This is a genomic window from Sulfolobales archaeon, from assembly GCA_038897115.1.
Lineage (GTDB): Archaea > Thermoproteota > Thermoprotei_A > Sulfolobales > AG1 > AG1.
This window is the reverse complement of record JAWAXC010000018.1, coordinates 17311-29775: the sequence shown is the minus strand read 5'-3', so window position 1 is coordinate 29775 and position 12465 is coordinate 17311. Positions and strand designations below refer to the sequence as shown.

The window sequence follows — 12465 nt, the reverse complement described above, 5'->3', positions numbered from 1 at the left end:
AAGGGTATATGTTAATGGCTCTCCAGCCAATGCCAGCATCTACCCATCTAGGATCGACCTTATACTAGATCCCACACTCCTCTCCAAGGCATATATAGGGGGAGGCTATATCGAGGTATCTGTCGAGGCCAACCTATCCAGGCTGGGGTTTCTCAGGGGATCCTATATATGGAGGGTATTCGGATCGCCCCCCAGCATAGCTATCAATGGAAGCGGTGTCGAGATTTCCAATAAAAACTGCTTCCCACTATATGTGAATATAACATATCTATATGCCTACAAATCCGGCGAGCTGTGGAGCTATAGAAGCACCGAGGTAGAGGTTCCAGGTAAAGGATCTGTGTTTGTAGAGGCCCCCAATGCCAGCTATGTATATGTTGATATAAAGTATAGGGCTATGGGTGTTGAGTATTGGGAGAGGAGGCAGATAAGATAGTCTTTGCATCGATTGTTTCGATCATCATCTCATCGATCCTGATGATCTACATATGTCTATCTCCCTTGATAATCTTTAAAGGCCCTGTGGATGGGTATATAGGGATAACCTCATATAGCATTGTTTACTTCGGAGAGCAATATAGATCAGGAGTACTAGATAGGATCCCCATAGCATCTATACCCATTCTCACCTCATCTGCAACAGGTGCTATAGCCTCTCTCTACTCGCTTAGATTTAGAAGGCTTAGAGAAGGGGTTCTCCTAGGGGCATCGCTGAGCCTCACAACATCCCTCGGCATTTTGAGAGGGGTTATCGAGTTGATAGACAATGTATCAGGGAATATACTTAGGATAAGCCAGAGGATCTCGACAACCGCTGGGATCATAGTATTTCCAGAGGAATATGTTGGCAGAACATATGCATATATACTTGGAACATCACCGATACCAGCTATATTGATAGCCATCTCACTAGCACTATCAGCTATAGCAGTTCTAGAGGCCCTAGGCTATAGGGTATTGAGTATAGCTAAACACATAGTGGATACGATGAAAACTAGGTGGAGAAAAACCCTTGGAGCAATAATATTATTTCTAGCAATATCATACATAGCAATCCAGGCAACTGCAGGCGTATATAGCTACGAGCCTGCTAGAATAAATATAATCCCCACAGCTCCCCCAGCTACATTCTCAACGTCTCAGTATAGCTATACATGCACACAGATCACAAGAACGTCCAGGGGAGCACTAACATACACGGATTTCGAGAGCTTCCCAAGCGGCTTCACAAGCAACGGGGGTAGCTGGAGCATAGCATCTAGTGCAGGGTATAAGGGAAACGCCCTCCGGGGGATAGATAATGGTGCAGGTATAGGGGGTGCTTCTCAGTACTATTGGAGCGCGTCTATTTCCACCTATACATCCCTCTGGGTATCGGTTAAAACAAGGCTTGCATCTGGTGGAGAAACATATAGAGGGATAGCCCTTATAAAGCTTTCACCACCCCCTGAACTATATGAAATCTCTATCTATGATGGCAGGCTATATATTCGGAGTTATACATGTATATGTTTTCTATTTATATGTTTCTGTATCTGGAATGAGGAGAATAGTGTACCTATCACTAGCTATAGCAGTAATAGCTGGTACACGATTGTGGCTAGCTACACTATACTTACTGGTAACAGAATATCAATTACGGCATATGCTTACGATGTAAATGGTAACTTGGTTGCCACTGTATCTGCAACTATCACCGGTGCTAGGTTTTTCCAGCCATCATATATCGGTGTTGATGTAGATGGGCCTGGTATTGTTTATTTCGATGATTTCATAGTGTCGCTGACTGATCCTAGGTATATATTGTTCTCGGGTCTCCGGGCTGGGATGTACGTGGATATCTATGATAACCTTGGGAGCCTTGTCTCCACAGGCTCTTCATCGTCTGCTTCTCTACAGCTGAGCGTTGTGGGCGATATAGTGGTGGGGACTGGTTTCGATGGTAGTATAAGGGCTAGATACCCTGATGGCTCTCTATGCATCAACTATTCTGTGCCTAGTGGCGATGCTATCCTGGGTGGGGATAGCTATTCAATAGCTACGCAGGATATGACCATCTCACTCGGATCCTCCTACACGAGCGCCTCGATCACAGCCTATATATCACCCTCGAATAGCTATAACTCCAGCACAACCCTCCTAAGGATCTATGCATCACAGGCTCTACAGGCAAGGCTTATCCTAGCATCTATAACCCCATCAACAACCCTATATCTATATATATACCTCCGAGGAGCAACAACATCATCACCAATAGCAATAGCAGGGGGATCCCCGCTTCAAATCACAACAAGCCCTGTAAACCTAGTTACCAACGGCTATAGCTCGATAACGGCATCAGGCTACTACACATCGCCTGGACAGACAGTAACTTTGAACCTCCTACTAGAGATCTGCCCATCACAGGGGGTATGTGCATACTACCCGATAACCTTACAGCTAAAAGCCTCCTAACTCCTCTCAGCTCTATATATTATGTATTAGCATCTATTCCTCGAAGGCTCTTCTCACTGCCTCTCTATGCAGTGGTGTTTGCCAGGCAACATCTCTCCCGATCCCCAGCTCTAGATCCTTCTCTGCGGGTGGAGCATCGATCCAGAACCAGGGCTCCCTTTTAGGAGGTATATCTACTACTAGATTTAGCTCTACCAGCTTATCCAACAAGTTGATCCCCTCCTTACTTAGAAGAACATCTGGATCCTCAACCGCTTTAGCCAGCACTTCAAGCTTATCCTTATCCAGTGATGATATAAACTCTCCAACCCCTTTTTTATAGATTATCTCGTTAACCAGCTCCTCAACTCTCCAACCCTTCTGATAGAGATCCGATAAAATCCTGGGATTCCCACCTGTGAGCCTCCAAACCTCCTCAAAATTAGGTTTATCACCAGGAAGCTGATTATAGAGTTCTCTGAACCCTTCTATAGGCATATTCCATATAGGCCTTAGATCAGCCCAGTAATGCCTACCAATTTCTCTCTTAGAAACCCCCTCGCTTGTTGCTACAACTGTTACTATTCTCTCGTAGTCTGCTGGTGGATATTCTATTAATCCAAGCAAACCCTTTACATATGTTGCTGCTCTATCTAATCCAATGGCTTGGAATGCATCATCCACCAGCACAGCTATTTTCTTCCTACCTCTTTTCAAAGCATATTTAACAAGATCTATAGCTAGCGTTGCAAGCCTCACCTCAGCCCTACCAATGATATCCGCTGCTGCCTCAGCAAGATCCTTAACAACCTCCCTCAAATCGGTATATACTATAAAATCCCTACGAAGAGGATCAACATATATAACATCAAAACCAAGCTCTTTCAATAGTTCAGCGCTCTGCTTAAGCCATGCCGACTTGCCACAACCCTCCGGCCCGAACACAACTTGAACCAACCTAGTACCCCTTTCAGCCCAATCCTCAACCCTTTTCAAAGCTTGCTCTCTATCCACAAAATCAACCTCTATATTGCCCACAAACCTCAGCCTCATCCTCTTCATATAGATAGCTTCACCTTAAGCCTCCTTATATAGTGGAATTTACTTAGCTATATATCTTTCTAGATATAATCTTGCTTCTCAATCATCGGAATTATAATAAATATATATTGATAATAGTAGGGAGATTAAACACGGTTATAATAATAACCATGAGCTTCATAGGGTATGGATAGTGGTAGCCGGGCGGGGATTCGAACCCCGGTCACGGGGGTTCTCCCGTCCGCGCCGCCCCCATAGATTTATATAAAGTTTGGACTTAAATTTTTAACTATTGCTTAGGAATAAGCTATAAAGAGAGATAGGATCTTTATAGATGATGACCCTATCTTTTCCCTACATAGAGTATGGATAGATATGGTGGCTATAATGAGGAATATAGGTGGAGGTTATTTGGTTTGAGGTATAGGGTGGAGCTTGTTGGTGATATTGAGAGGAGGGTTAGGAGATATATTGAGGGTTGCTTCAACACCGATCCCATGGGCATGGTTGTTGTTCTTGCCTCTGGTGGTCTCGATTCTGCTGTTCTTCTGAAGCTCTTGGATTTAATGGGATATAGAATTGTTGTTGTTACGATAAATACTAGGAGTAGGGCTCCTAGGGAGAGGATGGCTCTTAGAGATATTGTCTCTGAGATTAAGAATGTAGTGGCTTTCCACGAGCTCGAGGCACCAGATCTTAAGGAGTATGTGGAGATAGTTGGTGAGGGGTATAGAGGCTATATTAGGAGGGAGCCTTATTATATCCCAGCTAGAAACGTTATCTTCCTCGGATATGCAGCATATATAGCTGAGATCTACGGGGCTAGGGTTATCGCTACAGCCCATAATAAGGGGGATAGCTCCGTGCTCCCAGATGCCTCTGAGGAGTTTATATCGAGGGTTTCTGATATACTCTCAACATATATCCCTGGGCTCAGGATATGTATGCCCCTCTCTATATTAGATAAGGTTGAGATAGCTATCCTCGGAATCTCCATAGGAGCCCCCATTGATAAGAGCTGGAGCTGCTACGATAACCTGGACAAGCCTTGTGGAAGATGTAGAGGATGTGTTGAGAGGGAAAGGGCTTTAGAGGCTGCGAGAAAAATCCTCCAACTACCCATGTCTAGGCCTGAAAAGGGGGCATAGGCCGCATAGGTGATAAGCTATAGAGACCCTCACCCTTTTAACACCGTCTACCTCAGCTATCGATTGATCCCCATATATGGATCTGAACTCACCATCGCTATTAAGCCTCCAAGCCATGCAGATACCCTCCCTATTATTAGCACAGAGGGGCTGCTTCCAAAGACCCACAATACCTATAAGCCTCGCTATAGAAGCCTCCCTCCTAACATTAACAAGATCCTCCAAAACAGCCTGCAAACCCTTCCTAACCTCCTCTATACTCTGCTTGATAGAGGGCAGATCATTACCTCTATAGCTCTCCACAAACGCCTCCAGATTACCAAGCCTATCACCCACAGCCTTGATCTCCCTAGCAATATTCTCAAAAACCCTCGAGAAATCCAGAACCTCGATAGAGCTATCCATAGGAAGAACATTACCCTGAGAACCACTAGCCCCTCCACCACTACCCCCCACAGGAGGCTGTGAAGCCGCTGCCCCCTGTAACGCCTGAGCATCTGAGCTCAAAACATCCACCGTATCTATATACTCAGCCATATCCACAATTTAAAGGAAGACCCCCTTAACAAACCCTAGGTTCTAGATATGTGGAAATCCCAGCACCTTTTAGCAAGGTTACAAGATAAGGATGAAGTCTTCAAGCCACTATACTCCTACCATAAGGAGTTGAGACTCGACTTCCACAGGTAGGGCTGCGATCTTTTTGATGTTTAGAGGAGAAGTTTAATATAGATTGATAGACAATAATATTTGGAGTCCGTCTGGGTGATGGGAGCGCTGCTCCAAGCCCTAACTGGCTAGACCTAGATGGGAGCCCCATGCCGTTCGGCTCGACAGCCACCCATGAACCCATAGGGATACCTAGATCCCTATGGGCGAGGTGGAACTCCCTAGATGTGACCAAGAACCTATATAGAATGATTGGAATGACATCTAGGGAGAAACGGTAGAGGTATGGAGAGCATCACTATCTTCCCTACAAAGTAGTACACATAGATGTAAGCCTTATATATCCTTGTAAATAAATGTCCATGGGTGCCCAGGCTTTCCGGAGGCTGGACTGGTCTCCAGTAGAGCTTGCCTCGAGAACAGCTAGGGATTTATCAGGTGTTATAAATCTTGCCAGCGGATCTCCAGACCCATCTGTTATCCCTGTGAATGAGTTGGCAGAGCTTTTCGAGGAGGTGGTTAGGGATTATGGTGCAAAGTGCTTTCTATACCCAGGTGCTGGAGGGGTTCCGGAGCTTGTTAGGGAGCTTAGATCCTATGTCTCCCTGGATCTAGGTATAGGTATCGGGGAGAACGATGATCTCGTAGTTGTATCTGGAGCGCAACACGGGATCAAACTCCTCAGCCAGCTATTGCTAGAACCAGGCGATATAGCGGTCACCGAGGATCCCACATTCTGGGAAGCTATAGATCCCATGAGGTTCCAGGGAGCTAGGCTGGTGGGGATACCGATTGATGAAAAGGGTATGGATACATCTAGACTTGAGGATCTTCTTAGAAGGGGTCTCAGGCCCAAGCTTATATATGTTATACCAACATGCCATAACCCATGTGGATATGTTATGAGCATAGATAGAAGGAAGCATCTGCTTGAGATAGCTGAGAAATACGATCTATTGATCCTCGAGGACGATCCCTATAGACCAATAGCACCGAACCCACCACCAAGCCTTAAAAGCATGGATAAGGGGGGCAGGGTTATATATGTAGGCTCTATGAGCAAGGTACTAGCACCGGGGCTTAGAATAGGATTTGTAATCCTCCCAAGAGATGCTGCAGAAGAGCTCTCAAAGCTCGAGCAGCATGACTTCTCAACATCAACACCTATACAGCTACTAGTAGCTAAAGCCCTTAGAAAAGGGCTTGTAAGAAGCCTCATGCCAAGGCTGAGAAAGCATTATAAGGAGAAGATGGATGTACTTCTAGAATCCCTCGAAGAACACATGCCAGGATCATATACCAAGGCTGAATGCGGATTCTTCACAATAGTTAGACTAGGGGTAGATGCTGAGAAACACCTTCCAAAAGCCATAGCATCTGGAATAATATATGTGCCAGCAAAGGACTTCTATATAGAGAAGAAGCTCCCAGATGCTGCAAGGATAAGCATGAGCACACAACCTAAGGAAAAGATAGTAGAGGGGATAAAGAGATTATCATTATCCCTGAAATCCTAAAATACAACCACCACCGAGACAAGCCTGACCTCCTACCCACCCTAAAGCGTGAGGAGACTATATGAACATGAACGCCTTTCAATTCTATAGTAGATCATCAAATAGCTTGTTTTTATTTTTGTTGTCTTCGATATTGTGATCCTTGGCTTTGTTGGGCATATGTTGTTTGTTTTCCCCTCGTTATTACTAGGTTTTTTAGTTCTGCTATGTGGTTTGCTATTGCTTTTTCACTCTTCCGGGTTATCCTCGCTAGCTGCGATAGTGGATATTAATCTCCTTGATGATGCTCTTAAGCTTAAGATCCTATCTAGGGTTGTGAAGGTTGTTGATGGAGGTGTTGAGCTGTCTAAGCTAATTCTATCAAATGCTATGCACGAGCTTCTAAAGCTCTAAACCCTTAAGTAACGCCATTTAGAGGGGAGATGAACCATAGGAGATCTATAGAGCTGTATATGTGTATAAAACCGCTAACAATATATAATAAATCCCCTAAATATTAATATTGGTTGTTAACTTATTGAAGAAAACCCCAGCGATTATAGTCGGTGTGGGCGGCGCAGCATATATCCTCTATATATATCTATATGTAGGTGTTGGGAAGCTACTAGCAATTCTCTCGAGGACAGATCTTCATTTTCTGATCCTCTCCATAGTTTTTCTAATAGCATCCATAACTCTCCATGGCCTTTCCTGGCATATTCTACTTGGAGGCGGTTTTAGAAATAGTTCCAGGGTTATATCTACCACCGTTATAAGTCTATTCACATCATATATAGTACCCGTGGGTGCTGCATCAGAGGTTATAAGGTTTCTGATAGCTACTAGAGTGCTCGGGATCAATGCCTTTCTAGCACTATCAACAATATTTTTCCACAGGATATGCATAACCCTCTCACCCCTTATAGCGGTCGCAGCTGTTATCCTATATGCTGGTAGTGGCATTTTAACTATAGAGAGGGCTACCTTCACAACCCTTATAGCGATATACCTATCCTTCATAGTATCTCCAAACATCTTAGCCCTTGGCTTTATGAGGACAAAGATCTTTGAGAGGGTTGTTAAGAGGTTTGAGAAGCATTTCGAGAGATTCACTGGACAGAATCTAGATAGTATGTATGAGATGTATAGAAGATCTATAGCGGATCTCCTGGGAAGGTGGAGGGGTATGGCTGCCCTTCTAATCTCGATGATCGAGTGGGTCTTCCTCGTACTCTCTATGTACTCGATCTTCATGGCGCTTGGGGTAAAGAGGGATATACTATATGCTGTCTTCTCCATACTCCTAATCCAGATCCTATGGTGGATCCTGCCAATATCCTTCGGAGGATCCATAGGCGTGTCAGATCTAATAGCATCTATAGCATATCAGCTCCTCAGCTTCCCAGCAGATGTCTCTACAAGCATAGTGCTGCTATATAGAATATCCTCCCTAACATCCCTCCTAATCCTACTCTACCCCTCGGCAAGGAGTATAGGGATACATGTGGGGGAGGTTAGGAGAATATATAGAGAAGGAGGTAGAAACACTTAAGACATATCTGGGATTATATGGATAATTAGATAAAGGGTTAGAGAAGATGTTGAAACATGAATACCTAATATAGAACGAAATTCCTCCCACCCAAAGGGGCGATGCTCCCACTTATAAATAATTATAGATCACAGATTTAGGATGCCTGGCATGGAAAGGCCTTGCCCCTCTCTATACAGTATAGAGATCCTCTCCAAACAAATCTCCTAGCTATTCCAGCCATTATCAATATAGATAGTATTAGGGGTGCTCTAAATGCTGTTAGAATAGCATATATAGCTCTATACAGATTTCTCTCACCTCCCCACATACCTTCTCCATATATCGAGACCGGATCATAGACCCTCATAGCTATGACAGCCCTGAGAAGTCCTAGAGCTATATAGCCTATTAGGAGGAAGAGGAATAGGATTCCTACGAGGCTCCACATCCTAGAAGCTATAACGATGATGGCCACAACTAGAAGGGCCGTGTTTGCAAGATATACCGAGAGGAGAAGCTTGAAACCCCTTGGAGTATATAGTCTTAGTATTATCATCTGCCTAACAGCCCAGCTGAGAAAGGCTTTGAAGCCCTTGGGAGGGGGTGTGATCGATATACATGCTGGGCAGAATATAACTTTATAACCCCTCCTCCTAGCCTCAATATTTATAACAGCGTCGTCTGAAAGCTCGCTAGAGAATCTCTCGATGAGCCTGAGATCATTGATCGCTGTGTGCGGCATTGCAACAAGCCCGCCCCAGACAATCCTAGTCCTCTCGATCCCCATATACTCGAATGCTAGAGACGAGATAGTATTATAGAGAGCTCCATAGATATTTCTGAGTATATACCATCTATACCCAGTAACTATAGCTCCCTCGGACGAAGAACCCCTCACAGCTAGATCCACAGCCTTTGGATGGTGATAAGCATCACAGTCTAAGAGGATTATCACATGCCGAGGCAGATACTCAATCCTTTTAAAGGCAGTTATAAGGGCTCTATTCTTACCTGAGCATGTTCTGCAGGCGTCTCGATCGCTTTGTAATACCTCTAAACCTGGATCCCTCAGGAGATCTATATATTGTTTATTCAAAACATCTAGATCCTCTCCCTCTACAACAACTATAGCCTTATCAACCACCTTAGAGGATAGCAGATCGCCTAGAGATTTAGTTGTATAGATAACCTCATCCCTGGATGAAGCCCCCAGCCTGCATGGGATAATAGCTATAGATCCCTTTACACCCTTTCTACCCCCGTTAAGAGAGTATGATAGGCGTCTAGCATCTTCTAGAGCTCCACGATAGTTATATATGATCTGGAGGGATTGGGCTAAGAGGCCGAGGATCATAATTGATGCTATAGCCTCAAGCATCCCTGTGAGAGCCATAAAAACCCTCTAGAAATATCTCTAGTAATCGGGATATATACCTCAAAATAGATCTATGCTGAGCTATATTGAGAATGAGGTTCTCCTCACTTGCTAAGCGATCTAACATACTCAGCTTTAATCCTCTGCATTATGCTTGGAATATCTATATGGAGTGGGCATACCTCTCTACAGTTACCCGCGTGGATACATAGCATGCTCAGAGGCCCTGCCTTCTCAAGACCCTCAGTTATATAGAGCCAGGCAACCCCCATAGGCCCGTTATACGCCCCCGACCCCCATACAGGGCCTATAGCCTGGTATACGGGGCATTCTATAACGCATCTACCACATCTTATGCATCTAAGTATATCTGAGATAAGAGGATCTCTTGAATATTCAAGCCTATGGTTATCTATGAAGACAACATGGTATTCCCGAGGGCCGTGGGCTCCATAGACCCTCTCATACTCTATATCAGCTGTTGAGCTCGGCCCAGCTATGATATTAATATATGTAGGCGGGTATAGACCTGCGAATGCAGCCTGGACCATGGCAACCTTTATAGCGTCCTCAAGTGTTGGGACTATCTTGTCTATTGATGTAACAACTATATGCTTCTCCGGGAGAGCCGAGGTAAGCCTGTTATTGCTCTCATTCTCAACAGTTACAGTAGCCCCTGTATCTGCTGCGAATGCATTAGCACCTGTTATGCCTACATCTGCTTTGATGAACTTCTCCCTCATAAAGATCCTAACCCTTTTAACCATCTCGCCAATGCTTAGACCCTCGCTAACATCAACCCCAGCCCCTTTCCTGAGATACTTAGCAACCTTCTCCTTAGATAGGTGGAGAGCCGGGATAACGGGGTGTGAGGGTCTCTCACCACCTGCCTGGAGGATCAGCATCCCAAGATCTGTCTCCCAAACCTCGTTACCAAGGCTCTCTAGATATTGGTTTAAACCGATCTCCTCAGTGATCATTGACTTTCCCTTAATCACAACCTTACCCCTACCAACGATCTCACCTATTATCCTCCTAGCCTCCTCAGCTGTTCTAGCATAGTAGCTCTTACCCCCAACCCTCTCAACACTCTCCATAGCCTGCTTCAAAAGAGACTCGAGGTTCTCAATAGAATATCTCTTGATCCTCGAGACCTCCTCTGCAAGCCTCTCAATATATGGATACCTCTTAAGAATAGCATAGACCTTCTCAGACACGCTAGGCAGTACCTTGTTAAAAAGCCTCCTAAGCTCAGGATCCTCAACAGCCTCAACAGCCCTATCAATGATATCTTCTAAGGCCCCCAATACATAGCCCTATGAAATAGTGTTAAGAAACATAAAAATCTCCCTATCCCCCTCTTTCCATTAAAAGCTAAAATTATCGAGATATATTCCAGATTATTAATCCTCCACCAGCATTATATCAGGGGCTGTGGTGAGAGAAACCACCAGATGGCTTGTCTATGTGATCCTAGCCCTTATCATGGCTGTGCTCGCTATTCTATTCCTCATCTTCTCACTAGGCTATATGGAAAGGGCTATGGTGGGATCCTCCCTCCTATCGGCTCTCATAGGTTTTACACTGCTTTCTGGATCTCTATATATACTCAAGATCTCTGCATATGTATATAGCCTGATTAAATCGAGTGAAAAGGGTGAGGGTGAGAAGAGGTGATCAAATGCCTAGCCTAACGCATAAAGATCTATATAGGATCTATCTATCATGGCCCGAGAAGATCTTAGAAGCCCTCACCCAAGAGACTGAGAACTGTTACCAAAAAGCTGCAAGGACTGGAAAGATAGTGATCGCCGGCATAGGAGGGTCAGGCGCTCCTGGGAGGATCTTGGAGGCGTATAGTGTTGATAGCGGGCGTCCTCCCCATGTCTGGAGTGTTAGCGGTGTATATATAGATCCCAGACTAGATCTTGGGGATGCTGTAGCTATATGTGTGAGCTATTCTGGAACAACAATGGAGACTATAAGGATCTTTGATGGTCTCTCTGCAAAGGGGGTGGGGATAGGTGTTGTGACAAGCGGTGGGAGGCTTCTTGAGATCGCTGTGAAGAGATCCATTCCACTATATAGGCTTAGCCCAGGATCTCTACCTAGGCTAGAGCTCCCCACAATGATGGTTGGGATTGCCAAGATCTCCAAATGTCTGGGAGCACCTCTAGGGATAGAGGATAGCCTTAAAGAGGCATCATCGATCCTTGCTAGAGATAGGAAGGATATAGAGGAGCTTGGGAGAGAGATTGCTGATAAGGTTTTGAAGAGCTATTTAGAGGGTAAGAGAATAGCTATCGCAGCAACCCAGCCATACTATCCACTTATACATAGAATCAGATCTGAGTTAAGCGAGAACGCATCGCTACCCTCAGAGCCGATAGAGATCCCTGAGATGGGGCATAACCAGGTAGCATCTCTAAGAAGTGGCAGAGGATCCCTTGTAATCAATATAGTTGATAGGGATAGAGAGGAGGATCTAGCTGTTGAGGGCTACTTTAGAAGGTTATCAGAGATATATCCAGAGATCGAGGTAGCCGAGATCTCACCTCCACAGGGTGTAAGCTACATAGCTAAAGCACTATATATATCCATGGTAGCGGGTATAGCAACATCTATCCTGGGTATGGATAGAGGTCTGGATCCTTCCAACATTCCTGAGATAAGGCTCTTCCGAGAGATCATGTATAGCTATTACGGATCGAGCTGACCTCCTCCCCACCCCCAGAGGGCGGGTTTTAGTATAAGCTCCTAGCCGTATTT

13 protein-coding genes are annotated in these 12465 nt (G+C 44.8%); 9 read left to right on the top strand and 4 right to left on the bottom strand.

Annotation, left to right across the window (positions count from 1 at the left end; genetic code table 11):
• A partial coding sequence (locus tag QXE01_03895) for a hypothetical protein (protein ID MEM4970377.1) occupies nucleotides 1–436 on the top strand: 436 nt, incomplete at its 5' end.
• A complete protein-coding gene (locus QXE01_03890; GenBank protein ID MEM4970376.1) occupies nucleotides 412–2454 on the top strand; it encodes a hypothetical protein in 2043 nt (680 codons plus the stop codon). The genes QXE01_03895 and QXE01_03890, both read left to right, overlap by 25 nt.
• A gap of 33 nt (nucleotides 2455–2487) precedes the next feature.
• Here QXE01_03890 and QXE01_03885 read toward each other — a convergent pair whose 3' ends face one another.
• Nucleotides 2488–3495, bottom strand: coding sequence for an ATP-binding protein (locus tag QXE01_03885; protein MEM4970375.1), 1008 nt, complete (start codon nucleotides 3493–3495; stop codon nucleotides 2488–2490).
• Between the two features lie 395 nt (nucleotides 3496–3890).
• Between QXE01_03885 and QXE01_03880 the strand changes: the two genes are divergently transcribed.
• Nucleotides 3891–4622 (top strand): 7-cyano-7-deazaguanine synthase, encoded by a 732-nt coding sequence (locus tag QXE01_03880; protein ID MEM4970374.1) that lies wholly within the window; start codon nucleotides 3891–3893, stop codon nucleotides 4620–4622.
• Here the strand turns inward: QXE01_03880 and QXE01_03875 are convergent.
• On the bottom strand, nucleotides 4590–5165 hold the full coding sequence (locus QXE01_03875) for a hypothetical protein (GenBank protein ID MEM4970373.1): 576 nt from the start codon (nucleotides 5163–5165) through the stop codon (nucleotides 4590–4592). The two genes, QXE01_03880 and QXE01_03875, sit on opposite strands and share 33 nt — an antisense overlap.
• Before the next feature lie 275 nt (nucleotides 5166–5440).
• On the opposite strand from QXE01_03875, the gene QXE01_03870 reads away from it, so the two are divergent.
• The 4 genes from QXE01_03870 (at nucleotide 5441) to QXE01_03855 (ending at nucleotide 8339) form a co-directional block, all read left to right on the top strand.
• The gene (locus QXE01_03870) at nucleotides 5441–5572 is read left to right on the top strand and encodes a hypothetical protein (protein ID MEM4970372.1); all 132 of its coding nucleotides are present in this window, start codon (nucleotides 5441–5443) and stop codon (nucleotides 5570–5572) included.
• Between the two features lie 81 nt (nucleotides 5573–5653).
• On the top strand, nucleotides 5654–6808 hold the full coding sequence (locus QXE01_03865; protein MEM4970371.1) for a PLP-dependent aminotransferase family protein: 1155 nt from the start codon (nucleotides 5654–5656) through the stop codon (nucleotides 6806–6808).
• A 261-nt stretch (nucleotides 6809–7069) separates the two neighbouring features.
• Nucleotides 7070–7201: a hypothetical protein gene (locus QXE01_03860; protein MEM4970370.1), complete on the top strand. Its 132-nt coding sequence runs from the start codon at nucleotides 7070–7072 to the stop codon at nucleotides 7199–7201.
• Between the two features lie 124 nt (nucleotides 7202–7325).
• Entirely contained in the window at nucleotides 7326–8339 is a 1014-nt protein-coding gene (locus tag QXE01_03855) for a lysylphosphatidylglycerol synthase transmembrane domain-containing protein (protein ID MEM4970369.1), read from the top strand.
• A 136-nt stretch (nucleotides 8340–8475) separates the two neighbouring features.
• On the opposite strand, the gene QXE01_03850 is transcribed toward QXE01_03855, so the two are convergent.
• Both QXE01_03850 and QXE01_03845 read right to left on the bottom strand, forming a co-directional pair.
• Nucleotides 8476–9714, bottom strand: coding sequence for a glycosyltransferase family 2 protein (locus tag QXE01_03850; GenBank protein ID MEM4970368.1), 1239 nt, complete (start codon nucleotides 9712–9714; stop codon nucleotides 8476–8478).
• 86 nt (nucleotides 9715–9800) lie between these two features.
• Complete coding sequence (locus QXE01_03845) at nucleotides 9801–11003, bottom strand: lactate utilization protein B (GenBank protein MEM4970367.1); 1203 nt, start codon at nucleotides 11001–11003, stop codon at nucleotides 9801–9803.
• Nucleotides 11004–11133: 130 nt separating this feature from the next.
• Here QXE01_03845 and QXE01_03840 point away from each other — a divergent pair, with 130 nt between their 5' ends.
• A complete protein-coding gene (locus QXE01_03840; GenBank protein ID MEM4970366.1) occupies nucleotides 11134–11373 on the top strand; it encodes a hypothetical protein in 240 nt (79 codons plus the stop codon).
• Nucleotides 11374–11377: 4 nt separating this feature from the next.
• Nucleotides 11378–12412, top strand: a complete 1035-nt coding sequence (locus tag QXE01_03835) for an SIS domain-containing protein (GenBank protein MEM4970365.1) — start codon at nucleotides 11378–11380, stop codon at nucleotides 12410–12412.
• The last annotated feature ends 53 nt before the right edge of the window (nucleotides 12413–12465 follow it).